The organism is Flavobacteriales bacterium, from assembly GCA_016699575.1.
In the GTDB taxonomy this organism is placed as follows: Bacteria; Bacteroidota; Bacteroidia; order Flavobacteriales_F; family PHOS-HE28; genus PHOS-HE28.
Genome location: CP064979.1, coordinates 1600788 through 1626421, shown reverse-complemented (window position 1 = coordinate 1626421; position 25634 = coordinate 1600788). Strand labels below are relative to the sequence as shown.

The 25634-nt window shown below is 61.5% G+C and carries 23 protein-coding genes and 2 tRNA genes; 12 read left to right on the top strand and 13 right to left on the bottom strand.

Annotated elements, in window-relative coordinates:
• The first annotated feature begins 60 nt into the window (after positions 1-60).
• On the top strand, positions 61-702 hold the full coding sequence (locus IPJ76_06700; protein QQR87907.1) for a DUF4412 domain-containing protein: 642 nt from the start codon (positions 61-63) through the stop codon (positions 700-702).
• Here IPJ76_06700 and IPJ76_06695 read toward each other — a convergent pair.
• Complete coding sequence (locus IPJ76_06695) at positions 699-1646, bottom strand: LD-carboxypeptidase (protein ID QQR87906.1); 948 nt, start codon at positions 1644-1646, stop codon at positions 699-701. The two genes, IPJ76_06700 and IPJ76_06695, sit on opposite strands and share 4 nt — an antisense overlap.
• 42 nt (positions 1647-1688) lie before the next feature.
• On the opposite strand from IPJ76_06695, the gene metG reads away from it, so the two are divergent.
• Positions 1689-3815 (top strand): methionine--tRNA ligase, encoded by a 2127-nt coding sequence (gene metG, locus IPJ76_06690; GenBank protein QQR87905.1) that lies wholly within the window; start codon positions 1689-1691, stop codon positions 3813-3815.
• 8 nt (positions 3816-3823) lie between these two features.
• Here metG and IPJ76_06685 read toward each other — a convergent pair whose 3' ends face one another.
• A complete protein-coding gene (locus IPJ76_06685; protein ID QQR87904.1) occupies positions 3824-5716 on the bottom strand; it encodes a hypothetical protein in 1893 nt (630 codons plus the stop codon).
• Positions 5717-5852: 136 nt separating this feature from the next.
• Between IPJ76_06685 and IPJ76_06680 the strand changes: the two genes are divergently transcribed.
• The 3 genes from IPJ76_06680 to IPJ76_06670 all read left to right on the top strand — a co-directional run bounded on the left by IPJ76_06680 (position 5853) and on the right by IPJ76_06670 (position 9053).
• Positions 5853-8288, top strand: coding sequence for a hypothetical protein (locus IPJ76_06680; protein ID QQR87903.1), 2436 nt, complete (start codon positions 5853-5855; stop codon positions 8286-8288).
• Positions 8289-8373: 85 nt separating this feature from the next.
• Positions 8374-8445 (top strand) — tRNA-Arg (locus IPJ76_06675).
• Between the two features lie 38 nt (positions 8446-8483).
• On the top strand, positions 8484-9053 hold the full coding sequence (locus IPJ76_06670) for a DUF1572 family protein (GenBank protein QQR87902.1): 570 nt from the start codon (positions 8484-8486) through the stop codon (positions 9051-9053).
• On the opposite strand, the gene IPJ76_06665 is transcribed toward IPJ76_06670, so the two are convergent.
• Positions 9054-10115, bottom strand: coding sequence for a M48 family metallopeptidase (locus IPJ76_06665; GenBank protein QQR87901.1), 1062 nt, complete (start codon positions 10113-10115; stop codon positions 9054-9056).
• 53 nt (positions 10116-10168) lie between these two features.
• Here IPJ76_06665 and IPJ76_06660 point away from each other — a divergent pair, with 53 nt between their 5' ends.
• Positions 10169-10990, top strand: coding sequence for a zinc-dependent peptidase (locus IPJ76_06660; protein ID QQR87900.1), 822 nt, complete (start codon positions 10169-10171; stop codon positions 10988-10990).
• A gap of 176 nt (positions 10991-11166) precedes the next feature.
• Here the strand turns inward: IPJ76_06660 and IPJ76_06655 are convergent.
• Positions 11167-11239: transfer RNA gene (locus tag IPJ76_06655), tRNA-Gln, on the bottom strand.
• Positions 11240-11613: 374 nt separating this feature from the next.
• Between IPJ76_06655 and IPJ76_06650 the strand changes: the two genes are divergently transcribed.
• The 3 genes from IPJ76_06650 to IPJ76_06640 all read left to right on the top strand — a co-directional run bounded on the left by IPJ76_06650 (position 11614) and on the right by IPJ76_06640 (position 16117).
• The gene (locus IPJ76_06650; protein QQR87899.1) at positions 11614-15117 is read left to right on the top strand and encodes a DUF2723 domain-containing protein; all 3504 of its coding nucleotides are present in this window, start codon (positions 11614-11616) and stop codon (positions 15115-15117) included.
• A gap of 131 nt (positions 15118-15248) precedes the next feature.
• Complete coding sequence (locus IPJ76_06645; GenBank protein QQR87898.1) at positions 15249-15863, top strand: polysaccharide deacetylase family protein; 615 nt, start codon at positions 15249-15251, stop codon at positions 15861-15863.
• Positions 15779-16117: a DUF433 domain-containing protein gene (locus IPJ76_06640; protein QQR87897.1), complete on the top strand. Its 339-nt coding sequence runs from the start codon at positions 15779-15781 to the stop codon at positions 16115-16117. The genes IPJ76_06645 and IPJ76_06640 overlap by 85 nt, the downstream gene beginning before the upstream one ends.
• A gap of 49 nt (positions 16118-16166) precedes the next feature.
• Here IPJ76_06640 and IPJ76_06635 read toward each other — a convergent pair whose 3' ends face one another.
• From IPJ76_06635 to IPJ76_06620, 4 genes are all read right to left on the bottom strand, one after another.
• Positions 16167-16457 carry a type II toxin-antitoxin system RelE/ParE family toxin gene (locus IPJ76_06635; protein ID QQR87896.1) on the bottom strand — a complete coding sequence of 97 codons (291 nt, stop codon included), beginning with the start codon at positions 16455-16457 and terminating at the stop codon, positions 16167-16169.
• A complete protein-coding gene (locus IPJ76_06630; GenBank protein ID QQR87895.1) occupies positions 16454-16702 on the bottom strand; it encodes a hypothetical protein in 249 nt (82 codons plus the stop codon). Before IPJ76_06630 ends, IPJ76_06635 begins: the two co-directional genes overlap by 4 nt.
• Before the next feature lie 157 nt (positions 16703-16859).
• Positions 16860-17756: an IS3 family transposase gene (locus IPJ76_06625; GenBank protein ID QQR87894.1), complete on the bottom strand. Its 897-nt coding sequence runs from the start codon at positions 17754-17756 to the stop codon at positions 16860-16862.
• 23 nt (positions 17757-17779) lie between these two features.
• Positions 17780-18046, bottom strand: coding sequence for a transposase (locus IPJ76_06620; protein QQR87893.1), 267 nt, complete (start codon positions 18044-18046; stop codon positions 17780-17782).
• 399 nt (positions 18047-18445) lie between these two features.
• Between IPJ76_06620 and IPJ76_06615 the strand changes: the two genes are divergently transcribed.
• From IPJ76_06615 to IPJ76_06605, 3 genes are all read left to right on the top strand, one after another.
• A complete protein-coding gene (locus tag IPJ76_06615; protein ID QQR87892.1) occupies positions 18446-18742 on the top strand; it encodes a helix-turn-helix transcriptional regulator in 297 nt (98 codons plus the stop codon).
• A 623-nt stretch (positions 18743-19365) separates the two neighbouring features.
• Positions 19366-19989 (top strand): hypothetical protein, encoded by a 624-nt coding sequence (locus tag IPJ76_06610; protein QQR87891.1) that lies wholly within the window; start codon positions 19366-19368, stop codon positions 19987-19989.
• Between the two features lie 70 nt (positions 19990-20059).
• The gene (locus IPJ76_06605; protein QQR87890.1) at positions 20060-20416 is read left to right on the top strand and encodes a hypothetical protein; all 357 of its coding nucleotides are present in this window, start codon (positions 20060-20062) and stop codon (positions 20414-20416) included.
• Between the two features lie 75 nt (positions 20417-20491).
• Here the strand turns inward: IPJ76_06605 and IPJ76_06600 are convergent, their stop codons facing one another.
• From IPJ76_06600 to IPJ76_06580, 5 genes are read right to left on the bottom strand one after another with little or no spacing between them, the layout of a single operon-like run.
• Positions 20492-20794, bottom strand: coding sequence for a type II toxin-antitoxin system RelE/ParE family toxin (locus IPJ76_06600; GenBank protein ID QQR87889.1), 303 nt, complete (start codon positions 20792-20794; stop codon positions 20492-20494).
• On the bottom strand, positions 20791-21021 hold the full coding sequence (locus IPJ76_06595) for a hypothetical protein (protein QQR87888.1): 231 nt from the start codon (positions 21019-21021) through the stop codon (positions 20791-20793). The genes IPJ76_06600 and IPJ76_06595 overlap by 4 nt, the downstream gene beginning before the upstream one ends.
• 53 nt (positions 21022-21074) lie before the next feature.
• Positions 21075-21512, bottom strand: coding sequence for an rRNA maturation RNase YbeY (ybeY, locus tag IPJ76_06590; protein QQR87887.1), 438 nt, complete (start codon positions 21510-21512; stop codon positions 21075-21077).
• Between the two features lie 10 nt (positions 21513-21522).
• The gene (locus IPJ76_06585; GenBank protein QQR88411.1) at positions 21523-21945 is read right to left on the bottom strand and encodes an ATP-binding protein; all 423 of its coding nucleotides are present in this window, start codon (positions 21943-21945) and stop codon (positions 21523-21525) included.
• Between the two features lie 21 nt (positions 21946-21966).
• Complete coding sequence (locus tag IPJ76_06580; protein ID QQR87886.1) at positions 21967-25431, bottom strand: DUF4175 domain-containing protein; 3465 nt, start codon at positions 25429-25431, stop codon at positions 21967-21969.
• Positions 25432-25634: the final 203 nt, after the last annotated feature.

Sequence of the window (25634 nt, the reverse complement as noted above, 5' to 3'; positions counted from 1 at the left end):
TCGGCCGCTTCGGCCCTAACCCCTGCCTTTCACCCCGGAACGGTAAGTAGCCTCAGAACCATGCAAGCCATCCTCCGCAGCCTCACCGCCCTGACTTTCGGCACCGCCTTGGCCTTCACCGCTTCGGCCCAAGCCTTCGAGGGCACCATCGAATTCACGAAGACCACCGGTCCCGTGGTCACCAATTACAAGTACTACGTGAAGGGCGACCACGTGCGCATCGAGGAGATCAACTCGCGCGGTGAGGTGCAGGGCATCATGCTCGTGGACACCAAGGACCGCACAGTGTACGCGTTGAGCCCGGAGCGAAAACTGTACATGGATGTTCCGAACATGCGCCTGCCCAAGGACGTGAAGACCGAGGTGAAGAAGACCGGCGAAATGCGCGACATGGCCGGTTACAAGTGCGAGAAGTGGGTGGTGAAGAGCACAGCGGAGGACCGCAACATCACCTATTGGGTTGCCGCCGACGAGTTCAACTTCTTCATTCCACTTTTGGAAACACTGAACCGCAAGGACGAGCAGGCCGTGTTCTTCCTGGAGATCGACGGTGCCGCCGGTGTGTTCCCGTTGCTGGGCGTAGAGCAGAAGCTCGACGGCAGCGAGGTGAGCAAACTGGAAGTGACCAAGGTGACCAAGGGCGTGCAGAAACCCGCACTGTTCGAGATCCCGGGCGATTACAACAAGTTCGAGCGCAACTAGACCCTATCCCGGCCTTCCCCGGTGGGGAAGGAGGACGCATAGCTCAGCGTTGCACCTTCCGAGGTGACGCTGAGCTTCGTCTTTTGGCCCAGCACCAGTGCGCGATTGTCGGCGTCGTGGTCGGCGGGGAAATTGAAACAGACGGGATACGAGGTATTGCCGATCGCGCGGGAGATGATCTCTTCCGCATGCTGCCCGAAGGGATCGGTTTCTTTCAGGTCGTGCATCTTGATCATGTGACCGAGCACCAGACCGGCAAGCCCGCTGAACCAGCCGCCGACCTGCAGGTTCATCACCATGCGGTCCAGGTGGTAGAGCAGCTCATCGAGGTCTTCAAGAAGCAGGATCTTACCACGCGGATCGATGTCGTATGATGTGCCGCGCAGTGAGCAGAGCACGGAGAGATTGCCGCCGATGAGCACGCCCGTGGCTTCCCCGTTCCTGTTGAAAGCGTGCGCCGGGGTGGTGATGGCGTAGTCCTCGCCGAAGAGCGCCTTGCGCAATGTCTCCCGCGTTTCAGGGGTCTTTGCGCCCACCATGAAAGGCATTTGCGCGTGCAGTGAGCACACGCCGAGGTTGTGCAGCGCATTGTGCAGCACGGTGATGTCGCTGAAGCCGACCAGCCACTTCGGTTGCGTCAGCAAAGCATCAAAACGCAGATGCTCCAACAAGTGCACCGTGCCATAACCGCCGCGCGCGCACCAGATCGCTTTCACCGCCGGATCATCGATGGCGGCTTGCAGGTCCGCCGCGCGCTCTTCAGCGGTACCGGCCTGTTGGAAGTGTTTGCGGCCAATGCCTTGCCCCAGGCGCACCTTGAGCCCCCAGCGCTCGGCCAGCGCGATGCCATCCTGAAGTTCTTCCTGCTCGATGGCGCGCGCCGTGGGAACAATGGCGATGGTGTCGCCGGGCTGCAGGTAAGGCGGACGGACGAGGCTGCTCATGCATGCGAAAGTGCGCGGCTATCTTGCACGCCGATCGCGCAAATGCCGCGAGTTCCCGACACAGTGAAGGAGATAAAACGGACCACGGTCACTGCCGCGTTGCCCTACGCGAACGGGCCCTTGCACATCGGCCACATCGCAGGCGCCTACCTGCCTGCGGACATTTACGTGCGCTGCCTGCGGGCCCGTGGCAAAGAGGTGCTCTTCATCTGCGGCAGCGACGAGCACGGCGCGGCCATCACCATCCGTGCGCTCAAGGAAGGCACCACCCCGCGCGCCATCGTGGACAAGTACCACGCGATGATGGGAAAGGCCTTCACGGACTTCGGCATCCACTTCGACATCTACCACCGTACCAGTAGCGAACTGCACCACAAGACCAGTCAGGACTTCTTCCTGCAATTGCACAAGAACGGTGCGTTCACCGAGCAAGAGGAACAACAGTACTACGACGAGGAGGCGAAACAATTCCTGGCCGATCGGTACATCAAAGGCACATGCCCTGTGTGTGCCAACCCCGATGCCTACGGCGACCAGTGCGAGAAGTGCGGAACAGCCCTCAGCCCGAAGGAACTGAAGGACGTGCGCAGCACACTGAGCGGGAGTGCACCGGTACTGAAGCCCACCAGGCACTGGTACTTGCCCATGGACCGGGCCCAGCAATGGGTGGAGGAGTGGATCAACACCGGCATGCTCGATGGTGAGCATCAGCACGATGCCGGTGAATGGAAACCCCAAGTGCTCGGCCAATGCAACAGCTGGTTGAAAGAAGGCCTGCGCCCGCGCGCCATGACCCGCGATCTCGACTGGGGCGTGCCCGTGCCCTTGCCGAATGCCGATGGCAAAGTCCTTTACGTGTGGCTCGATGCGCCCATCGGATACATCAGTGCAACAAAGCAGTGGGCAGCCGACAATGGCGTTGAATGGGAGAAGTGGTGGAAGAACGACGACACACGCCTGTTGCACTTCATCGGCAAGGACAACATCGTTTTCCACTGCATCATCTTCCCCATCCTGCTGAAGATGCACGGCGGTTTCGTGCTGCCGCAGAACGTTCCGGCCAATGAGTTCCTCAACCTCGAAGGACAGAAGCTGAGCACCAGCCGCAACTGGGCGGTTTGGCTGCACGACTACATCGAACGCTGGCCCGGGCGCCAGGACGAACTGCGCTACGCGTTGGCCTCCATCCTGCCGGAGTTCAAGGACAGCGAGTTCACTTGGAAGGATTTCCAGGACAAGAACAACAACGAGCTCGTCAGTATCCTGGGCAATTTCGTGCAGCGCGTGTTCGTGCTGTGCAACAAGTACTACGACGGCAAGGTGCCCGAGCCTTCCAGTGCCTATGCGAACAGTGGTGAGAAGGAGCGCGACTTGGCGTTGTGGGCCGAGCTGAACGCGTTGCCCGCGAAAGTCGCCGACGAAGTGGACCGCTTCCGTTTCCGCGATGCGATGGCCAGCGCGATGCAAGTGGCGCGCCTCGGCAACAAATACCTCACCGACACCGAGCCGTGGAAGCTGGAGAAGACCGATCCTGCTCGCGTGCGCACCATCCTGTTCAACAGCCTGCGCATCTGTGCGGCGCTCACTGTCGTGCTTGATCCGTTCCTGCCCTTCACCACCGCCAAACTGCGTGGCATGCTGGGTCTGGGCGCCATCAGGTGGGACGACGCGCTCAAAGCCGACCTTGTGAAGGCCGGTGCCCCGCTCGGCAAGCCCGAGCATCTCTTCAAACCGATCGATGACGCGGCCATAGCAATGGAAGTCGAACGCCTTCACGCCAACAAGCCGATGGAACAACCCGCTGCCGTCCCCTCCGCGCCAACGACAACCGAGGTGAAACCGAACATTCCCTTCGACCAGTTCGGCGCGCTCGATCTGCGCATCGGCACCATCACAGCAGCGGAGAAGGTCGCGAAGGCCGACAAGCTCCTGAAGTTGACCATCGACATCGGTGAAGCCTCACCGCGCACCGTGGTCAGTGGCATCGCACTGTACTACGCTCCCGAGCAACTGCCCGGCCAGCAAGTGCTATTGCTGTGCAACCTGGAGCCGCGCAAGTTGAAGGGCATCGAGAGCCAAGGCATGGTGCTGATGGCCGAAGACGCCGAAGGGAACCTACGCTTCGTGCAGCCGGGTGAACGGATGCCCGCTGGCAGTGGTGTGCGTTAGCTAGCAGGTCAGGGCACGCTTACCGCGTTCACATCGCGTACCGCCGTGGGCCGTTCCGCCACGTTGCGTTGCGCCACACCAACGGCCTTTGTTTCCTGCGCCCCTTGCGTGACCGGGAAACGTTCCTCGGCATAGTTCCACACCGTGCCGTCGGGCAGTACCTCGTTCGCGCGGTTCGCCGTCACCGTCCAATTGAATCCCACGTTGCTCGTGCCGCCGTTCAACTCAATCACATCGAAGCCGGTGGCCGTTTCGTTCGTCACGAAAACGCCGTTGCAGTCCCCACGCAATTGCACGAAGGCCCGCAGAGGATGTTGTTCGTTCACCAGGATGTTCCGCGCCAGCGTCGGATCGAGATCCACATGCGCCCTGCCATTGACCAGCATGCCTTGACCGTAATCCTGGAACAGGTTCTCGGGGGCTTCGGGGGCCGAAAGCAGCACTTGCTGCCCCGAGGTGTTCTTCACCACTGTGTTCACGGTGCCATTGCCCATCACCTTTCTGGGTACACCACCACCTTCGTAGCAGGCCACATAGGTGAAGGATTGCGTTCCACCCGTCCCGCTCACGAAGTAACCGCCAGCTCGTGCGGGCGCACCTGCCGCTCCGACCGCATTGCTCGTGGCCACACCATAAACCCCGAACGAGGTACCAGTGCCCGCAAGTCCGCTGCCCGCTACCAAGGTCCCAAAAGCCCCTGTGTTGTTGCCCACGCCGAGCACGCCGGTGCCGGAAGCCACGGTGGTGGCCAGGGAGAACAAGCCAACTCCTGATCCCGTGCTTGCCACACCACTTCCACCTGTAAGGAAGAAACCACCGATGTTGTTGCCTTCCGCGATCAGCGCCGTGCCGGTTGCTCCGGTGTTGTATGCATCCATACCGAACCCCGTATTGCTCGATGCACCACCCAGCACACCAATGGGATTATTGGTCACAGCAGCGGATGTGCTGACACCGAAAACGCCGATGCCCAGCGCCGATGGTGATTGCCCTTGCACACCGCGGGCATCGCCGGTCGTCATGGTGGCGTTGATGGCGCCCAACACACCGATGCCCACTCCGGTCCCTGCGATCGTCCCGTTCACTTGGCCAAGGACGGCCCGGGTGGTGGTAGCGGTGGGGATGGCCGCTGCACTGGTGTTGGCAATGCCGATCACGGCGCTGCTGTTCGGTGCGGCTGCTTCGGCGCGCAGTGCGTTGGCCGTCCCGGTGGTGGCAGGGGCGGTGGCCAGCATGCCGAAGGTGGTCGCAGCGTTACCGCTATTGGTCCCGAACACACCGACACCGGTGCCTGATGCGTAACCGTTGATAGCCCTTGCACCCAACGCGGAAATGTTCGCGGTCGCGCCGTTCGTGGTCGCGTTAGAGTACACCGAGAACACATCGTTCGTATTGGTGCCAAGCCCGGTATTGTTCACGACGGTCTGGCCACCGGAGAGGACCCTTGCGCGTTCGTTCGTTGCCGCCGAACCTCCGGTCTTGATCACCCAATCAACCGCATCGGTGGTTCCGATGAAGTTGGTGCCGGCCACTGTCCCTGCATTGCCCGTCAGGCCCCAGCCCAACTGGCCAGTGGTGGCAAAGCGGACCCACGCACCATCCCAGTAGTAGTAACCGGGCGTAACGTTCGTTGGCACCACACCGGCGGTGTTGGTGTTGTAGACCAACAACGAGGGCGCCGGGGCAACCACTGGTGCAGCAACGTTGGTGGCCGTCAACGCAACGCGAGGCACTAGCAGCCCTTTCTTGTTCGCTGCGGGTAGAGCGGTCGCATCGATGTCCAGAAGTGCACTGGCGTCAGGTGCCGCGCCATTGACGTTGATGCCGATGTTCTGGGCCGAACCGTGTTCGGCTGCCATCATGAGGATCGTGGCCAGTGGGAGGATCAGGCGTGTTTTCATGGCCAAGGATGTTTGGAACGCTCCAATCTACGGAGGTCCGTGTTGGAATGACGCTGGGGTCCCTGCCACGGTTGCTATCCCCACGGCGTACTGGCCGGACCGGTCGTGTAGCTTGGCCACCCGTAAAGCCTCTACCATGCGCCTACTGCTCATCCTGCCAGCGTTCACGCTCCTGACCGCAGTGTCGGCCCAGCCCTACCAGTACGGCTGCCACCATTGGCGCAACCTCGGCAACCACAAGCACACGCCCAGTGCGCAGGAGAAGAACCAGATCGACGAGACGATCGCGCGCAGCGACACGTTCGACATCCTGCACTACGATATCAACCTGGATGTGACGGACTACAGCGGCGAGCAGATCAAGGCGAGCACCACCGTCACGTTCACACCGTTGATGTCCAACCAGACCTTCATCCGGTTCGACCTGTTCCAGTTGGTCGTTGACAGCGTGACGGACGGGAATGGTCCGATGACTTTCACGTACGACAACCAGTTCCTGCGTGTTGACTTCACACAGCCCGCTCAACTCGGCACCAATTACCAGCTCACCGTCCACTACCACGGCTCGCCGCACCGCGATCCCGAGTGGGGCGGTTTCTATTTCGAAGCGGATTACATCTACAATCTCGGCATCGGGCTCAGCACCATACCGCCCAACTTCGGCAAGGTGTGGTACCCGTGCTTCGATAGTTTCGTGGAACGCGCTACATACACCTACACCGTGAAGAGCGCTGGGGGCCGCACTGCCCATTGCATGGGCGACATGGTGAACGAAACGCTGCTCGGTGGTGATACCGTGGTCCGCACCTTCGACTTCGCGCACAACATACCCACTCACCTGAGCGCTGTGGCTGTTGCGGCATACAACGATTCGGATCTCGTGCACAACGGTGCGTTCGGCCCTGTGCCGGTCCGATTGTCCGCAAAAGCCCCACAGCTCAACGCGTTGGTGGGCAAGCTCTCGGATATCGGCGGAGCCATAGACGCGCTGGAGCATTGGTACGGACCGCATGCCTTCCCGCGCGTGGGTTATGCCCTCACCACCGATGGTGCACTGGAGATCCCCACCAACATCGCCTATCCGCAAATCATGACCGGGCAGAGCGCCTTCGATAACCGCGGTCTCTACAGTCACGAACTGGGCCACCACTGGTTCGGCGATGTGGTGGCGCCGCACGTGCACAACGACATGTGGTTGAAGGAAGGACCGGCCGAGTACGCCAGTCACCTCTTCGAGGAATGGCTCTATGGCGAAGAGGCTTTCGTTGACGTGGTGAAGGACAACCAGCTTTTCGTGCTGGAACAGGCGCACTTGCAAGACCAGGGCTTCTGGCCCATGAGCCCCATGCCTGATGAGCACATCTATGGGCGGCATACCTATTACAAGGGCGCTGCCGTAATGCACAACCTGCGCGGTTACATGGGCGACTCGCTCTTCCGTGTTGGCCTCCAGTACGTGCAACAGCAACTGGCCTGGGGCGACATGACCCCGCAGCAGTTCCGCGACACGCTCGAAGCGGGCACCGGTCTCAACCTCGATCCGTTCTTCGATGCGTGGGTGTTTGCACCGGGCTTCGCGGCGTTCGTGGTGGACGATATGGACGCCACGCCGAGCGGCAACCAATGGAACGTTCAGTTGCAACTGCGCCAGAAGCTGCGTGGCACCGCTGCATTCCACGCGCAGGTGCCGCTCGATCTCACGCTCGTGGGCGCCAACTGGCAGCGGCAGGAGTTCAAGATCACGGGCGATGCGGAGTTCAGCAGTGCTAGCGTGATGTGCGACTTCGAACCGGTGATGGCCATCCTCAATGGTCACAACCGCTTGAACCAGGCGCGCATGGACCACGAGTTCACGATCCCGCCGGACGGCAACTTCACGAGCATCATGCCGCGCACGGAATTCCGCTTGTACGATGATGCGCTGGTGGACTCGGCGTTGTTCCGCGTGGAGCACATCTGGAGCGCGCCCGATGCCGACAACCTCTGGTGGGGCGTGGACGAACTTTCCAACACGCACTATTGGATCGTGGACGGCATCTGGCCGGCGGGAACGGTGCTGCGCGGACGCTTGTACTACGATGCCAATGCGTCGACGGACCTCGACTTCGACCTGTACGGCAGTACCGAAAGCGACGCGATCCTGGTGTGGCGCGCAACGGCCCAAGATCCGTGGGAGATCTATCCCGATGTGGATCCGCAGGTCGGCAATGCCACGGACGGCCTTGGTAGTTTCATCATGAACAACCTGCGGAAGGGCCATTATGCATTCGCACGTGGAACGGCGGTTGTGAACGTGGCCGAGCACGAGGCTGCCTTGGGCGTGCTGACCGCCTTCCCGGTGCCGACGAACGACGTGCTGACCGTATGTGGCAAGTCGAACTCAGGCACTACCGCTCTGCTCGAAGTCCAGGACGCAACAGGCCGCGTTGTGCTTCGCAACACAACCGCAGTGAACGGTGGTTTTGAAGTAAGCTTGGACGTGACCGGATTGGCCGACGGGTTCTACACCTTGGTGGGGCGTGGTGCTAACGGCGTGGTACTCGGCAAGGCCCGGTTCGAGGTGCTGCGCTGAACGGGGTGACCGTGCCGGTTACTTTCGCGCCCGCTTGCCGAAGGCAGGGCCCGCATGGCCCGGGCGCATTGGCGCAGGCTGCACCGACCCCATAGTTCAACGGATAGAATAGAAGTTTCCTAAACTTTTGATCCAGGTTCGATTCCTGGTGGGGTCACGATCCATTGTTCCATGTGGCCATGTGTCCATTCGACCATGGACACATGGCCACATGAACACATGATCGCTCTTTTCCCGCTCTTCAAATACTACAAACAGCTCGGCGACAAAGCCATGGCCCAAGTGGGCGATGCGGACCTGCACCGCTTGCTGGTGAACGAGGGCAACAGCATCGCCATCATCGTGCGGCACATGGCGGGCAACATGCGCTCGCGCTTCACGGACTTCCTCACCAGCGACGGCGAGAAACCCTGGCGCGACCGCGACAGTGAGTTCGAGGACGCTGGTCAGGACCGCGCAGCACTCTTGAAGGATTGGGAAAGCGGCTGGGCCTGCTTTTTCTCAGCGGTGGAGCCGCTCACCGAGGCCGACCTGTCGCATACGGTGTACATCCGCAACGAAGGCCACACGGTGGAAGAAGCGCTGCACCGCCAGCTGGCGCACTACGCCTACGACGTTGGCCAGATCGTTCTGCTCGCTCGCGCATTTGCCGGCGATGGATGGACCACCTTGAGCATACCGCGCAACGCCAGCACGCAGTTCAACACGCAGAAGTTCGCGCAGCCGAAGGAGCGGAAGCACTTCACGGACGATAACAAGAGCTGATCACTTCACCATCAGCGCCGCGAACAACCCCTCCAACACCGCGTTCGGCTTGGTGGGCTGGCCCAGTGCTGCGCTGCGAGCCGTGGCATTCCCGATGCGATCGTCAGTGAGCGGGTGGCTGCTGAGGAAGGCGGGAGGTTCCGCATCCGACCCGTGCGCGCCCTTGAGTTCGTTGAGCAGATCGATCATGCCGTGCGGATCAACGCCGTTGGCGTGCATGCGTTGCATACCGATATCGTCCGCTTCCTGCTCCAGGTCGCGCGAGTAGCTGAGGCCGCGCAGCTCGTCGCCCTTGGCCGCCGCGATGTCTCCGAGAGCGCCGGCATCGCCCACGATGAGCGAGATGAAGAACGAACTGGCGAACTGCCGCACCATGGTGCGTGTGGTGTGGCGCTCCTGCACATGCGTGCCCTCGTGCGCCAGCAGCGCGGCCAGTTCGGCGGCGCTGTCCAGTTCGTTGAGCAAGCCGGTGTACACCACGATGTGCCCGCCCGGCAGCGCAAAAGCGTTCACCTGGGCATCGTTCACCACGTGGTATTTCAGTGCGTGGTCCGGACTGATGGCCAGCGCATCACCGAAGCGTTGCAGCCGTGCCGTGCGCGCCGTGTCGAATTCCATGGTGGGCTCCATCGAGGCCCAGGACGCCTCTCCGAGCTGGTCGTCCACCGAGCGCGGCAGGCGCATGGCCAACCACTCGGCCACTATGGGCATCAGCCAGATGTAAGCCGCGACCAGTGCACCGATGAAGAGCAGGAACATGAGCGCCGCGCGGCTGAGCAGAATGGGGGTGGCGCCGCTCGTTTTGCTGCCCCGGCTGTGCTGCTTCAAATGCGCGATGAGCAGGCGCTGCGCCGTTGGCTCCTTCACGATGAGGGAGCGTACCCCGTGGGTAAGCCGCAGGTGGTGTTCCCCGGCATCCCAGCTGAACTGCTTGTCGCGCACGTTCCATTGGTGAGCCTCGTTGCCGGCGCGCACTTCCATGATGGTGGGCGAGAGCCAAGTGAACGTGGCCGGGCGGGTGGTGAGACCGTCGTACAGTTCGGTGGTGGCTGGTTCGTGCATCGCAGCAAACGTATCGGTGGGCATCCAGTGCAACCACCATTTTTGACCGGCGCATGGAACAGGTGGTGGTCGGTATCGCTGTGGTCGGTCTTCTGGCCCTCGTTGTGGGTTTCCTGTATTTGTTCTTCGGTGAGCTCGTCGGTGCCATCGGCATCTTGGCGCACACGGCCTTGCCCATTGCGGAGAAGGACAGGGTGCTGCTGGAGCAATGGTCGAGGTACTACGGCCGACTGAGCGAGAAGGACCGTGAGGAGTTCGCGCGGCGCGTGAAGGAGTTCATCTATGACAAGCACTGGGTGGGGAAGGACGTGCGCTTGACGCGGGAGATGCGGGTGCGCGTTTCGGCCATTGCGGTGCAAGTGACCTACGGCCTGGGCGACCTGCTACTGATCCACTTCGGCAACATCGTCATTCATCCCGATGCTTTCCACGACAGGCGGTCCGGAGCGAAGTTCAAAGGCGCTACATACTTGCGCCGCGGAACGATCATGCTTTCTTGGAAGCACTTCACCGAAGGCGATGCCGATCACACCGATGCGATCCACTTGGGACTGCACGAATTCGCGCACGCGCTCTGGCTGGAACATGCCATACCCAACGAAGAGGACGACTACTTCGATGTGCAGGCCCTGAACGACTGGAACCGGATGGCCCACACAGAAATGGCCATGATCAGCGCCGGCGAGAGCCGCCTCTTCCGGCGTTATGCAGGAACCAACGAGGCCGAGTACTTCGCCTGTGCCGTGGAGTACTTCTTCGAGCAGGCCGTAGCCTTCAAAGAGAAAATGCCAGCCGAATACGCGGTGATGTGCAGGTTGCTCAAGCAGGATCCGGCGGGTGTCATCCCCCAACCCCTTTCCAAGGGGGACGAGTAAAGCGTTGACCGAGCGACGGGTAAGTTCCGCAGTCGGTCAACAAAAAACCCCGCTTTCGCGGGGCTTCCTTGTTGACCGACCAGGGCTTCCCTCGCAAGGCTTCGGGACAGGCTTCTCGCCCTTTGTCGGTCGGTCATAAATTGACAAAGCCCCTTGTGGGGCTTTGTCGTTTCCAGTTGACCGACCAGGGCTCGAACCTGGACTCTTCTGAACCAAAATCAGACGTGTTGCCAGTTACACCATCGGTCAATGACCATCGGGTTTCCCCGAAAGCGGGGGCGAAAATAGACGTTCCGGCATTCCGACGATGTGGGTACACAACAGATCTCTCGCCATCCCGACGCAGGAGGGATCCCGCGCGATGTTAGGTATAGCAAGAACCCGGCAACGGCGGTCTTTGCCAAGGGGCTAGGGCGGGATCCCTCGTCGGGGACTCCTCGGGATGACGGGAGAGCGGTTGGTGCCGGGATGACGGTGCATCTGAAACATCCGTTGGGATGACGAGAGAACCGTTGCGGATTGACAAGTCTTGGCGCCAATGGCTGCTGTAGCCCGTTAGGGGCGGCGGCTATCTTCGGCCGCCCCTGCCGGAACCCCTATCCGCAGCGGTATCCAGCGGAAGCATGCAGTTCAAGAGGATCAACATCATCACCGGCTGGCTCGTCTGGCTGGTGGCCACCTATGTCTATGTAGCCACCATCGAGCCGACGGCCAGTTTCTGGGATTGCGGCGAGTTCCTGGCCACGGCCAACAAGCTGGAGGTGGGCCACCCTCCGGGGGCGCCCCTGTTCATGATGATCGCACGGATCTTCAGTGCGTTCGCCAGCCCGGAGGATGTGCCGATGACCATCAACATCCTAAGCGCGCTGTGCAGCTCGTTCACCATCCTGTTCCTCTTCTGGACCATTACTCACCTGGCGTACAAGCTGGCGGTGCGTAAGGGCGACGAGGATTGGAGCACCGGCAAGCTCATCGCCGTGATGGGCAGCGGTATTGTGGGCGCCCTGGCCTACACGTTCAGTGATTCGTTCTGGTTCAGTGCGGTGGAGGCGGAGGTGTACTCCATGTCCTCGCTGTTCACGGCCGCGGTGTTCTGGGCCATCCTCAAGTGGGAAAGCGAGGCCGATCAGCCCCACCACACGCGCTGGCTCATCCTCATCTGCTACCTGCTGGGCCTCAGCATCGGCGTGCAGCTGCTGGGTTTGCTCGTGATCCCGTGCATTGTGCTGGTGTACTACTTCCGGCGCTACACACCTACGTGGAAGGGCTTCCTCATCACCATGCTCATCGGCGCGGTGATCTTGGGGGCCATCCAGGCCATCATCATACCGGGCGTGGCCAAGGTGGCCGGTTGGTTCGAGCTGCGCTTTGTCAACGATTTCGGCCTACCGTTCAACACCGGCAACATCGTTTACGGGGTACTGGTGGTGGGTCTCATCGTTTGGGGCCTGTGGTTCACGCAGAAGCGTGGCCGGGTGGTAGCAAACACCATCATACTTGGCATCAGCGTGATCCTACTGGGCTACACGAGCTACGCCATGACGGTGGTGCGCAGCCATGCCAACCCGCCGATCGACGAGAACAACCCGGAGAACGTCTTCAACCTGGTCAGCTACCTCAACCGCGAGCAGTACGGCGACCGGCCACTGCTCTTCGGCCAGTTCTGGGAAAGCCCCATGGCGCCGCAGAACCGCTGGGGCGATGGCACACCGGTGCGCACCGCCACCTGGTTGGTGAAGAAGGGCACCCGCACCGTGAAGCGCTTCTACGACGGCTGGAGCGCCGACCACTACCTGCAGGAGAACCCGGGCCTCACCGTGGAGCACGTCTATGAGGTGACCGACGAACGCAAGAACAGCGAACCGGCCTATGAGCAGGAGTTCACCATGTTCTTCCCGCGCATGTACAGCCCCAGTGGCAACCACGTGGGCGACTACCGCAGTTGGGCCGACTTCCCCGACATGGAGGAGTTGGAAGCGAAACTGGCCGAGGCGAAGGCGAGCGGCAACCGCGAACTGATCGAACACGCCCGCGAGCGCATCGCCGATATGCAAGCGAACGGTGTGCGCTTCCGCGATCCACGCACGGAGGAAACCCGCATGATCTACAAGCCCGGACAGGGCGAGAACGTCCGGTTTTTCATGGACTACCAGGTGAACTGGATGTACTGGCGCTACTTCCTCTGGAACTTCGCCGGAAGGCAGAACGACATCCAGGGCACCAGCGGCGGCATCACCGAAGGAAACTGGCTCAGCGGCCTCGACTTTGTTGACGAACAACGACTGGGCGAGCAGAGCACCCTGCCCAGCAGCATGAAGAACAACAAGGCCTACAACAAGCTCTTCTTCCTGCCGCTCATCCTTGGTCTCATCGGTCTGGTGTACCAGCTCACGCGCAACATCCGCGACTGGACGGTGGTACTGCTGCTGTTCTTCTTCACCGGCCTGGCCATCGTCATCTACCTGAACCAGACGCCCATGCAGCCGCGCGAGCGGGACTACGCCTACGTGGGTTCCTTCTACGCCTTCGCCATCTGGATCGGCCTGGGCGTGTATGCGCTCTTCGACGCGGCGCGCACCATCAAACGCATGGAGCTGCTCTATGCCGTTGGCGCAGGCCTGGCGTTGGTGGTGCTGAAGTACTTGGCGGAAAGTGTCACCGGAGGCGACCACAGCGGCAGCTACAGCTTGTTATGGATCACTGGCGTGGGTGGCGGTGCTGCACTGCTCTTCCACGGCATGGGCATGGTGATGAAGAACGACACGGTGGTGGCGACACTGGCCACGCTGCTGTGCGTGCTGGTGCCGCTGCAGATGCTGAGCGTTGAATGGGACGACCACAACCGCGCCAAGCGCATGCCGGCGCGCGATGTGGCCAGCAACTACCTGAACAGCTGCGCGCCCAACGCCATCCTCTTCACCAACGGGGATAACGACACCTTCCCGCTGTGGTACGCCCAGGAGGTCGAAGGCATCCGCACCGATGTGCGCGTGGTGAACCTGAGCCTGCTCAACACCGATTGGTACATCGACCAGATGCGCCGCAAAGCCTATGAGAGCGACCCCGTGCCGTTCAAGATGGCGCCGGAGAAATACCGCCAGGGCACCCGCGATGCCGTGTACCTGTTGCCGCGCGACCGCAAGAACCCGCAGACCATGGACCTGCGCAAGGCCATGGCCTTCGTGGCCAACGACGATAACATGCAAGGGCAGGGCGGCGACAAGTACGCCTACTTCCCCACCAATCGCTTCAGCGTTCCGGTGGACAGCGCCAAGGTGATCACCAACGGCACCGTGAGCGTGGCCGACAGTGCGCGCATTGCCGATGCCATGGTGTGGACCGTTGGTAAGCAGGCCCTTTACAAGAACCACTTGATGGTGCTGGACCTACTGGCCAACAACAATTGGGAACGCCCGGTGTACTTCGCCGTCACCACCGGCCCGGACAGCTACATCAACATGCAGGAGTGGTTCCGCCTGGAGGGCCTCACTTACCGTGTGGTGCCCATCCAGCACAGGAATACCACGCCGGGCCAGTACGGCCATGTGGGCACGGACATCATGCTGAAGAACCTCGACCTGTTCCGCTGGGGCAACATGGACACCGAGGATCCGATCTACTTGGACGAGAATATCCTGCGCATGACCATGAACATGCGGATGCAGATGAGCGCGCTGGCCGATGCCCTGACCACCGAGGGGCGCAAGGCTGAAGCCATCAAGGTGCTGGACATGGCCTTCGAGCATATGCCCGAGCGCAACGTGCCCTACGACCGTGTGATCCTGCCGCTCATCGAAGGCTACTACGATGCTGGTGCAGCGGACAAGGCGAACAAGCTCGCCGAGCGCCTCTTCGCCATCATGGACGAGAACATGCAGTGGCAGCTCTCGCTCGACCAGTCGCATTACGACCAGCTCGGCCAGGAAACGATGATCACGCGCGCCGTGATGGACCGTCTGGTGGACAACGTGGAGCGCTTCGGCAACGATGCCGCCCTGCTGGAGAAGCTGAAGGCCCGAATGACCGAGGTGAACGCCGACTACAACGTGAAGAACGGCCTGCCCGCCAACCTGGACCTGAACCAGCAACAGCAGGCGCCACGTCCCACGTCGAAGATCAAGCTGTGAGCATGCGGGTGTGCTTTACCGCAAAGAACGCAGAGAACGCAAAGAGCGCCTTGGTGGGATGTAGCGCCAAGGACGGCGTGTTTTCCTTGGCGTCCTTTGCGCTCTTTGCGGTTTAATGACCCCGGAGCCGCATGTACCTCGCACGGACCCCCCGCCTTGCGAGACTGCTGCTCGGGAGCCGGCTGTGGCGTATGCCCGCGGAGGAGAAGGCCCTGTACCTCACTTTCGATGATGGGCCCGTGCCCGAGGCCACGCCGTGGGTGCTGGATCAGCTGAAGGCGCACGACGCCAAGGCCACCTTCTTCTGCATCGGCAAGAACATCGAGGCGAACCCACAACTGTTCCAGCGCGTGAAGGCCGAAGGCCATGTCATCGGCAACCACACGTGGGACCACTGCAACGGTCGCGACACCGCGACTCCCACCTACTTAGGGAGCGTGGAGCGCTGCCAGAAGCTCACCGGCACGGAGCTCTTCCGCCCGCCCTACGGCCGCTTGATGCCCGCCCAAGCGCGCGCCCTGCGCGACCACTACACCGTGGTGATGTGGGGCGTCCTAAGCGGCGATTTCGATACGCGCATCGACGGCGCCCGCGCCACCCGCAACGTGCTGAAGCATGCCGGCCCCGGCGCCATCGTGGTGTTCCATGACAGTGTGAAGGCATGGCCGCGCCTGCAGGTGGCGCTGCCTGCGGTGCTGGAGCACTTTGGGAAGGAGGGGTATGGGTTCAAGGCGATAGGGGGTTAGCCATAGGGTTGGCAGGGGCCTATCTCCGCACGCATGGAGTATCGGGATCAATAACCATCGCCCCGGAGCGCCGCTTCGGCAAGCCGTGCGTGCGCTTTACGCGCATCGCGGTTTACGACGTGATCGGTTGGTTGGCCGCTGGCATGAGCAACGCGCGGATCATGGAGGATTTCCCGCAGTTGACCGAGCAGGATAGCCGTGCATGCCTGGCCTTTGCTGCTGAACGGGAGCACACCCTGCGCCGCGCGTCGTGAAGTTGTTGCTAGCCGCCACGCCCTTGGAGCGGCGCTTCAAGTCCACACACTAAGGCCCGTACTTGGGATGCGCCCTTCGCTTCACGTGCCGTACTTGGTAAACCACTACCGTGTTGTCCTGTACCTCATAGATCAGGCGGTAAGGGAACTTGCGCAGCTTCCAATAGCGGTAAGGCGCTTTGCGCACTTGGAATGACGGGTTGGAGCGCAGGGTCTCATAGCCGTCGATCAGTGCTGCGATAAAACGCTCCCCAAGTCCTGGGACTTGGCGTTGGTAGTACGCATAGGCCTCTGCGGCTTGCCGTATGGCCACTGCTTTGATCCGGAGTTCATAGCTCATCCTTTGAACCCCTCGCGGATCATGCGGATGGATTCCTCTGCCGTGTACGACTTCGACTTTCCGCTCAGGTGGTCGGCGCGTTGTTGGTCCAACTCCGCGATCTCCTCATCGGTGAAATCAGGGCCCTCTTCCATCACCTGAGGGAACGCCTTCTTGAGCATGGCCGCCATTTGCTGAATGATGGCCTCATCCCTGATACTGGCCAAGCGCTCAAGCAACTCCAGTTTGATCGCACCGCTATCCATGGTCCGTTGTATTGGTCCGGTAAAGTTAGGGCGCCGCCGGTGCCGTTTCGGACCGGGACTCTTCGGTGCCCGCGCTCGGCAACGTGCTGAAGCATGCCGGCCCCGGCGCCATTGTGGTGTTCCACGACAGCGTGAAGGCATTGTAAGCACCCCCATTTTAGGCGCAGCGGTTTGTAAAGGTACTTTTGAGTGTGGTGGTGTTGTGGATGTCCTGTTGAACTGTGGGGAAGTCCGCGCGTGAGCCTGTGTAGTGGGCAGGGAGTTGTCCACATTTCAACAGGAACGCACGGGGCGATAAGCGCAGCAACGACCTGTGCGGGCGCTGGTTGTTATAGCGCCACATCCACTCTTGCGTGATGGTGCGTACTTGGTCCAGGCGTTCGAAGATCCACGCATTGAGCACTTCGGTCCGGTACGTTTTGTTGAAGCGCTCGACCAAGCCGTTCTGCATGGGCATGCCCGGCTGGATGTAGGTGAAGGCGATCCCGTTGGATGTGGCCCATTCCTGCATGGCGTGTGCGATGAACTCCGGGCCATTGTCCATGCGAAGGCGTTCGGGCTTACCACGCCAGGCGATCAGCTGGTCCAGCTCACGGATCACGCGTGCAGCAGGCAGAGAGGTGTCGACCGCTATGCACAAGGCTTCCCGGTTGAAGTCATCGATCACGTTGAAAGTGCGGTACTTGCGACCGGTCACCAGCGCATCGCTCATGAAGTCCATGCTCCAAGTGATGTTCGGGCCGATGGGCAGCACGATCGGGTCCTTCACCCGCTCGGGCACCCGGCGCTTCGTACGCCTGCGCAAGTGCAGGTCCGCCTCCTTGTAGAGCCTGTGCACCCGCTTGTGGTTGGCCCCGGTCCCCTCAGTGACCATCTGGTCGAAGGTCAGACCGAACCCCCATGTGGGGTTCTGATCCACCACTCGCATCATGTGCTCGATCACTTCCGCATCGTTCTTCTCCTTGGGCGCATAGCGATACACGCTCGCACTCAAGTTCAACAGCTTGCAGGCCCGGCGTTCGCTGTACTGGCGCTGTTCGACCAGTCGGCGCACGACCTCTCGTTTGTCGTCCGGGCCTACAACTTTCCCTCGATGATCTCCTTGAGCACCTGGCGGTCCATCTGGGCCTCGGTGTACATCTTCTCAAGGCGCGCATACTTGGCCTTCAGCTCCTTGAACTCCTTGAGCTGGTTGGCGTCCAGGCCGCTGTACTTGGCCTTCCACTGGTAGAACGTCGGCTGGCTCACGCCATGTTCCCGGCACACGTCCGAGACCTTCTTGCCTGCCTCATGCTCGCGCAGCATCGCAATGATCTGCGTCTCGGTGAATCTGCTCTTTCTCATCCTGATCAAGTTTAGGTGGTTCTACTTCCACCTGCACCTGTTTCAGGGGGTGCTTACAAATCGACCCGTTGCTGCCGCCCTTGCAACTGATGTTGCTGCCGTTGTAGTTGGACAGGGTAAGAGTACCATTAAGTGCTTGGCTCTGGGCGGCCACGGCAGCGAAGGCACAGCAGGAAAGAACAGCAGAACGGATGACAGGATGGGTTAGGTGGAACAACTCCGATCCAACTCCTCAGGCCAACGAACGTGATGTGAATGTAGGCGCGCACCCGATGCGGCTGAACCACGAACCGTGCTTTTGTTGAAAAGCAAAGCAGACCCCGGCAGCCCTCTACCACTCCTCAAAATACCCGGAACTGGGTATTTTTCCAATGCACTGTGGGCGGTTCTTTTGCCCCGATGGCCAAGCGCGCCACTTATGCGGAACGATTAGGCAAGCGCCTATTGGCACTGCGCAAGGCGGCTTGCCTGTCGCAAAAGGAAGTCGGTCTGGCACTGGGCTTGGAGCCGTACGAGATGAGCCGCTACGAGCATGGCGATGCGCAGCTCCCCTTCCAGGTGGCGCTGGCGGTGGCCAAGTGGTTCGGCTTGAACGTTGCAGTGCTCGACCCTGATATTCCCTTGGCCGAAGAGCATCTGCTGATGCTGGTGCGCAAGGCTTTCGGGAGCAATAGGGGCCAGGCACAGAGCACATAACAGGGCCCCGTGCAGCCCTGCATGACTTGTCGAGCAGCCCATGTTGGTGTGCCGAGCAACCCTGCTCGCCTTGCTGAGCAGGCCATGTTGTTGTGCCGGGCAAACCTGCTCGCCTTGCGGAGCAGGCCGTGTTGGTGTGCCGAGCAACCCTGCTTGCCTTGCTGAGCAGCCCGTGTTGGTGTGCCGAGCAGCCCTGCTTGCCCTGCCAAGCAGCCCGTGGCGGTGTGCCGGGCAACCCTGCTTGCCTTGCTGAGCAGCCCGCATTGGTGTGCCGAACAAACCTGCTTGCCTTGCTGAGCAGCCCGTGTTGGTGTGCCGAGCAACCCTGCTTGCCGCGCTGAGCAGCCCGTGTTGATGTGCCGAGCAGCCCTGCTCAAGGGCCTTGCGCGGTGGGGCTTGGCGTGCCTGCCGACCGTAGTTGCATTAGTGCAACTCATTTGCATTAGCGCAACTGTTGCGCTGCAAGGCTTGAGGGGCCTGCATTGTGGCACAACAATGCCGCGTGCCCTTTGTTGTGTTTTGGCGCATTTCCTGAACCTGTGTTGTACCCCGGCGTTGCAACCCCCGGATCAACCAACAAACGGCAGCGGTCTCAGGCCGGATCCACTGGCGACCAACACATCATGAAAGCGAACATCAAGCTTTCCGCACTACGGCAACGTCCCGAAGCCGTGCTCGCCCTCGCTCGCAACGTGGTCGGTAAAATGTCGGGCAATGCCAACTTCACCACACCGGCGGTGACGATGGCGGACATGACGGCGGCAGCCGATGCGCTGGAAGCAGCGATCGAAGAGGCCACCTTCGGCAGCCGGCAGAGCAAACTCTTGCGCAACGATGCCAAGAACGCGCTCGGGACATTGTTGCGCAAACAGGCCGATTACGTGCGCAGCATCTGCCTCGGCAACGCCACCATGCTGGACAGCAGCGGCTACCCGCTGGCCAAAACACCCGAGCCCGTGGGTGTACCCGGCACCACCAAGGAGCTCAGCGCACGCTTCACCAACCTGCGTGGCGAGGTGGAACTTCGCTGGCGCAGGGTGCACGGTGCGCACGGCAACCAAGTGTGGATGACGAGCGAGGACCCTGCGTTGCCCAACGCCAAGTGGGAAGCCATTGCTTACCGTACGCAGGCCAGCCACCTGGTCACCGATCTGGAGAGTTTCAAGGCCTACTGGTTCTGTGTGAGCGCCATCGGCACGGCGGGCGAAGGCGCCCAGTGCGACCCCGCCATGGGCCGCGCAGCCTGAGCCACCACTACAGCTTCGGCCCCGGGTCCCGCAAGGGATGCCGGGGTCGGGGCGTTGAGGACCGACCATCATGCAACACCAACCCCACCGTCCGACTTTCACTGCGCCGCGTACCGGCGAAGTGTTCAACCCCGCCTCGTTGCTGCACGCCGCGCGCGAGCAATGGGCCGACCGCCCCGAGCGCATTGCCCTGCTCGCGCGTTGCACGCGCCACTGGCAGGAGAGCGCTGCGTACACGCACTTCCACGACCATGAAGCCGAGGCCCTGCATGCACCGCGTTGGCGCCATGCCGGTGGTTACTGGTTGCAATGCCCCGTGCATGGCGAGCTGCTCATCGACTTCTGCACCCGCATCAATGACCCGCACCGCATGGAGGTGAGCGGAATCGAGTTCATGGACCGGTTGGCGTGGTTGGCAGTGGACTAGCACGGCAGCCTGCTGCAAGCGAAGAGCCCCGCGATGCATTGCGGGGCTCTTCGTTCTGTTCAAGGCCAGCCCGGACTATTTGCGCTTCTTCCTGAACTTCTTCGCGGGATGCTGGCTGCAGTGGAACACGCGCATGACGACGACATGTTCATCGGCAACGCGGTAAACGATCACATAGGGGAACCGGTCCATCAATGCTTGCCTGAATTCCTTGTGCACCTTCCTGAAGGCTGAGGGGGTGCGCAATACCACCGCGAGACAGCGCTGCACTTCCAGGAGGAACGCATCGCCCAGTCCCTCGCGCCGTGCTTCGTACCATGCATATCCCTCAGCGACATCCTCGCGTGCCGCTGGCCGGAAAACCGGGCGCAAGCTCATGACCGGGCCCGCTGCCGCGCGTATGCCTTCACTTCGGCCCAACTGGAATTGCGCCCCTTGCCCGACCGATAGGCAGCGAAGTCCTTGTCCAGTTCGGCCTTTTCCTTGGCGGACAGTTTGAACACGGTGCCATGGTTCAGCACTTCGTCCACGGTGCGCAGCTCATCCGCGTCCTCCGAGTTGAGGATCTGCTGCACCAGCGCCAGTTTCAATTCGTTGAGTTTCATGACCGCGGTGCCCAAAGGTAGTCGGCCAGGACACAGATCGCCCCACGGTCACTTCACCTCAACAGCCTCAGGTACTTGTCCTCCAACCCACGCATGGCCGCGCGCTGCTTGTCGGTCTTATCGCCATGGCCGCAGAGGTGCAGCAGGCCGTGCACCATCACGCGGTGCAGCTCGTGTTGGGCGCTCACGCCGTAGGTGGCGGCGTTCTCCTTCACCCGGTCGTAGCTGATGAGGATGTCGCCGTGGATCGCTTTGTCTTGGTTCGACTGGCTCACCATGACAAAGCGTGTATCGAACGTGATGATGTCCGTGTACTCGTCGTGCTGCAGGTACTGGCGGTTGTACGTGAGCAGGGCTTTGTCCGTGAGGAGCACGTAGGTGAGCTGCGCAATGGTGCGGCCCTCGCGCTGGGCCACGGTGGTGAGCCAGCGGCGCAACGCGGTGCGGTGCCGGAAGGCATCCGGCACACCATCGAACTGGAAAGCGATCATACCGCGCCTACTACTGCTGCGGCTGCGTGCTGAAGGTCATGGCCACTGTCGCGCCATTGTCGTCGAAGGCCACCATATCGGCCAGGGCCCGCATCAGGAACACGCCACGGCCGTGGGGCTTCTCGATGTTCTGGGGCTCTGTGGGGTCGGGCAGGGTGTCGTGGTCGAAGCCGGGGCCCTGGTCCTTCACATAGAAGGTGACCTTGCCATGGCCGCCGCGGCAGCCCACAGTAACGGTCTTGGACGGGTCCAAGCTGTTGCCGTGGTGGATGGCGTTGTTCACCGCCTCGGTGAGGGCGATGAGGATGTTGCCGTAGTGGCTCTCGTGCACGTTGTGCTTGGCGCACACGTCGTCGATGAGCTTCTCCACCAGTGCGATGTTCTCGGCCTTGCTCGGGAAATCGATGCGTTCGGTGTACTCGACGTCCTCCATCAGGTGTGTCATGTCCGGTCCCTAGGGTCGGGCGAAGCTACCGAAATAGGCATTGACCTTCTGGCGGTAGTACGGCTTCAATCCCGGGGGCATTGTTCGCAACAATTCGGCCTCGCGCTCCTTGCGGCGCTGGTAGTCGAAGTAGCGCTGGGGGTCGGCGGGCGACAGGTCGCGGCCTTCGGAGCTCTGGCGCTTCTCGTCCTGCTCGCGTTCGCGCTCGGCCTTCTCGTGCTCCAGCAGGCGGGTCATGATGTCCTTCTGGCGCTCCATGGTCTCCTGGTCGATGCGTTTGTTCACGATGTCCTTCTCGGTCTGCTCCATCTCCTCGGCCAGCTTGTTCAGGGCGTTGCCGGCGCCACTGCCGTCCTTGTTCAGCTCCTGGGCCAGGCGCTGCATCTCCTTGCGGATAGCAGCCTGCTGCGCCGCCATGTTGGCCAGCTGCTGGCTCATGCCGGGCTGGCCTTTGCTGCCGCCTTCGTTCTTCTCGCCGGGCTTCTTGCCTTTCTGCTGGCCCTTGCGCATCTCCTCCAACTGCTTGTTGAGGGCCTCCTGCTGGGCCTTCATCTTGCTCGCGCTGGGCTTCTTGCCTTTGCCCTGTCCCTGGCCGCCCGGCTTGTTGCATTGGCCACTGCCGGGCATCTTCATGGCGTTCTGCTGCTGCATCATCTGTTGCAGCGCTTCGTCCAGGAGCAGCGCCAGGTTGTTCAGCGAGGTCATGGCGCGCTGCTGCTTCTCGGCGGCCATGGGTTTGTCGCGGTCGTTCGCACGGCTGTTGCCGATGAGGTCGGTGGCCAGGTCCATGTTCTCGTTCACCGCGTTCATCTCGCGGTTCACGATGGCTTCGATCTGTGCCACGCGTTTGCTCAGCGCGAAGAGGGAGTCCTCAACGATCTTGGCATCATCACGCAGCTTCTTCTGCTCGCGACCGATGTCCACCAGGTGCGGGTCGCGGCTCTTTGTTGCGTTGAGATCGTTCATCACGTTCTCCTGGTCGTGGCTCAGCTCCACGATGTTCTCCAGGAGCTGCCGTAGCGCGTCCATGTCCTCCTCGGCCTGTTCCTGTTCCTGACCGCCGGCTGCGCTCTTCATCTGGAAGGCCATCTGTTCCATCTGTTCCGCGGCGTTCTTCTGGTTCTCGCTGGCCTTCTGGTTCTCCTTCTTGTCCAGGTTCTCCTTGCTCTCCTGCTGCTCCTTGTCTATCTGCTCTTCGCCCTGTTGAGTGTCCGGCAGCTCCATCGGCTTCTCCAGCTCCTGGTTCTTCTTCTCCAGCTCGTCCATCTGCTTCTTCACGTCCTCGAAGGCCTTGTTGAGCGAATCCTGCTTGGCCTTCATCTCCTCCTGCTTGGCGGCGTCCTTTCCGCTTTCGTTCTCCTTGCTCTCCTCGCTAAGTTTCTTCTGCTCCTCGGCCAGCTTCTCCAGTTGCTCGGCAATGTCCTCGGCCTTCTGTTCCACTTCCATCTGCTTGAAGAGCTCCAGCGAGCGGTCCAGCTCTTTCTCAATGTCCTCCTGGCTCATCTTCATCTCCTGCACCTGCTCCTGCAGCTCTTCCTTGTTGAGCTTCTCCATCAGCTCCTGCACCTGCTTGTAGAGCTCCTTCATCTCTTCGCTCAGCACGTTCTCGAAGAGCTCCTGGATCTGTTGCTGCTTTTCCAGCATGCGCTCGTCCATGGGACTGAACTCGCGGCGCTGCTGCTGGCTCTGGCGCAGCTGCTCGGTGGTGCGCTCGATGTTCTGCTGCAGCTGCTTCTGGCGGTCCATCACGTTCTCCAGCTTCTGCTTGTCCTGCCAGTCGAGCTCTTTCTTCTCCAGCATCTCGCGACGCAGCTTGTCCAGGTCGCGTTGGATGTCCTGCGCTTCGCGGATGTTGCTCTGCAGGCTCTGCTTGATGGCGTCGGCCTGCTCGCTCTGTGTTTCGGAGAGTTCCTTCAGCGTAGGTGCTTCCCACACGCGCGTCTGGCTGCGGGCGCTCTTGCTGCCTGTAACACCGTCGTTGTCCCACACTTCGAAGTAGTACTCGATGCGGTCGCCGGCACCGATGTTCAGCGGGTACATGTCCCACACGTGGAAGAACTCCTGCCGCAGGTTGCGCGGGTCGATGTTGAGTTCAGCCACGCGCTCGCGGTCCTCCATGACCACGCTGTCGCCGCCTTCCAGGAAGCGGTGGTGGAAGAGCAGGCGTTTGAAGCCATGGTCGTCGCCGATGTCGCCGCGGAAGTAAAGGCGCTTGGGTGCGGTGCTGTCCACCTGTTCCTCCACGGCGATGAGCGGGTAGAGGTCCGGCACCACGTCCACGCGGTACTGCAGCGGTTCCTTGCTGGTGGGCGCGGAGGCCTTTGGCGCCATGGTGTAGCTGCGGCTCTGCAGGAAGCGGCGACCGGCACTGAAGGCCTCACCCCGACCCTCTCCAGAGGAGAGGGAGTGGGACCCGACCGGGTCGAGGATGAAAGTGGTGTCGTCGAAGGCGATCTCCAGTTTCTGGGCGCTGCGCGTGTTCACGTTCCAGGTGATGCGTGTTCCGGCGGGCACGGTGACGTCGCCGGTGTTCATCACGGTCTCGTCCTTCATGCCCAGGTAGTCGGGGTAGTCGAGCGAGAGGCCGAAGTCGAGCAGCAGCGGGTTCGCAATGGTGTTCAGCGTGAAGTCCTCCGAGCTGAACCCGTTGGCGATGAAGTTGAAGTCGATGGGTTGCAGCACGTTGCGGAAGCGGTGCGTGAAGTTGGCCTGCCCTGAGCCTGCCGAAGGGTTGCCTTCACCCCGCACCATGGGGATCACGTTGCCGTCCACTTCCACGTCGACGCGCTGCGGGATCACTTCGCCCGTGAGCACCAGTTCCAGTTCGAAATCTTCCGTTTCGGGCACGGTGAGATCGGTCGTCTTCAGCACGAAGTCGAACGGTCGTTCCGGCAGGAATTCCTTGCCGGGTTGCATCAAGCGCTTGGTGCTGTCGGTGAAACTGGGCGCGCCGAAGAGGAGGATGGCCAGCACGGCCAGCGGCGGCAGGGCGTAGCGGAGGTAGCGTTTGTTGCGGCCGAGGTCGATGGCGGCGGTGAACGGTACGGGCGAGAGCTCGCGGCTTTTCTGCGCAATGCTGGCTTCGATCCACGCGCGACGGCCGGGGTCGTTATCGGCCTGCTCCTTCAGTTGCAGCGTGTTCAGCAGCTTGTCCTTCACCTCGCTGAAGTGGCGGCCCACGATGGTGGCGGCTTCGTTGTGCGAGATCACGGGACCGAGGCGGAACAGCTTCACCAACGGCACCACGATGAAGCGGCCCACAACAGCAAGCGCCAGCACGATGTAGCCCCAGAACAAACCCGTGCGCGCTCCGCTGCCGAAGTGGCCCACATGCTCCAGCAAGGCTGCCAACAGGAAGAACGCCACCACCAGCCCGATGCTGTACAGCGCCCCGCGGATCAGCTGATCCTTGTAGTACTTGCGGGTGAAGGCGTCGAGCTTGCTGATGAGCAGCCCGTAGTCGGAGGAGGTCATGTCAGTTGGCCGAACGGCCGATGAATGCCGAAAAGTACTGGAGCGGTGCGGGGGCCGAGGACCGGTCCTGGGCGTTCGTCAGCGAAAGACTGTTAATGGTGCGGGCGGTTGAACGGGGCCACACGTGGAGACAGGTCGCGGAGAGTGAGCCGAACCCGGGCGATCACACTGGAGGACTTGTTCTCACGCAGAGAACGCAGAGG

Excerpts from the sequence above, each read along its gene's own strand:
- IPJ76_06660 (QQR87900.1), top strand. The coding sequence starts at position 10,169 with ATGGAACAGGTGGTGGTCGGTATCGCTGTGGTCGGTCTTCTGGCCCTC.
- ybeY (QQR87887.1), bottom strand. The coding sequence starts at position 21,512 with ATGATCGCTTTCCAGTTCGATGGTGTGCCGGATGCCTTCCGGCACCGC.
- IPJ76_06585 (QQR88411.1), bottom strand. The coding sequence starts at position 21,945 with ATGGAGGACGTCGAGTACACCGAACGCATCGATTTCCCGAGCAAGGCC.
- IPJ76_06650 (QQR87899.1), top strand. The coding sequence starts at position 11,614 with ATGCAGTTCAAGAGGATCAACATCATCACCGGCTGGCTCGTCTGGCTG.
- IPJ76_06685 (QQR87904.1), bottom strand. The coding sequence starts at position 5,716 with ATGAAAACACGCCTGATCCTCCCACTGGCCACGATCCTCATGATGGCA.
- IPJ76_06700 (QQR87907.1), top strand. The coding sequence starts at position 61 with ATGCAAGCCATCCTCCGCAGCCTCACCGCCCTGACTTTCGGCACCGCC.
- IPJ76_06610 (QQR87891.1), top strand. The coding sequence starts at position 19,366 with ATGAAAGCGAACATCAAGCTTTCCGCACTACGGCAACGTCCCGAAGCC.
- IPJ76_06640 (QQR87897.1), top strand. The coding sequence starts at position 15,779 with ATGGCCGCGCCTGCAGGTGGCGCTGCCTGCGGTGCTGGAGCACTTTGG.
- IPJ76_06580 (QQR87886.1), bottom strand. The coding sequence starts at position 25,431 with ATGACCTCCTCCGACTACGGGCTGCTCATCAGCAAGCTCGACGCCTTC.
- IPJ76_06600 (QQR87889.1), bottom strand. The coding sequence starts at position 20,794 with ATGAGCTTGCGCCCGGTTTTCCGGCCAGCGGCACGCGAGGATGTCGCT.
- IPJ76_06620 (QQR87893.1), bottom strand. The coding sequence starts at position 18,046 with ATGAGAAAGAGCAGATTCACCGAGACGCAGATCATTGCGATGCTGCGC.
- IPJ76_06595 (QQR87888.1), bottom strand. The coding sequence starts at position 21,021 with ATGAAACTCAACGAATTGAAACTGGCGCTGGTGCAGCAGATCCTCAAC.
- metG (QQR87905.1), top strand. The coding sequence starts at position 1,689 with ATGCCGCGAGTTCCCGACACAGTGAAGGAGATAAAACGGACCACGGTC.
- IPJ76_06630 (QQR87895.1), bottom strand. The coding sequence starts at position 16,702 with ATGGATAGCGGTGCGATCAAACTGGAGTTGCTTGAGCGCTTGGCCAGT.
- IPJ76_06680 (QQR87903.1), top strand. The coding sequence starts at position 5,853 with ATGCGCCTACTGCTCATCCTGCCAGCGTTCACGCTCCTGACCGCAGTG.
- IPJ76_06605 (QQR87890.1), top strand. The coding sequence starts at position 20,060 with ATGCAACACCAACCCCACCGTCCGACTTTCACTGCGCCGCGTACCGGC.
- IPJ76_06670 (QQR87902.1), top strand. The coding sequence starts at position 8,484 with ATGGACACATGGCCACATGAACACATGATCGCTCTTTTCCCGCTCTTC.
- IPJ76_06635 (QQR87896.1), bottom strand. The coding sequence starts at position 16,457 with ATGAGCTATGAACTCCGGATCAAAGCAGTGGCCATACGGCAAGCCGCA.
- IPJ76_06695 (QQR87906.1), bottom strand. The coding sequence starts at position 1,646 with ATGAGCAGCCTCGTCCGTCCGCCTTACCTGCAGCCCGGCGACACCATC.
- IPJ76_06645 (QQR87898.1), top strand. The coding sequence starts at position 15,249 with ATGTACCTCGCACGGACCCCCCGCCTTGCGAGACTGCTGCTCGGGAGC.
- IPJ76_06665 (QQR87901.1), bottom strand. The coding sequence starts at position 10,115 with ATGCACGAACCAGCCACCACCGAACTGTACGACGGTCTCACCACCCGC.
- IPJ76_06615 (QQR87892.1), top strand. The coding sequence starts at position 18,446 with ATGGCCAAGCGCGCCACTTATGCGGAACGATTAGGCAAGCGCCTATTG.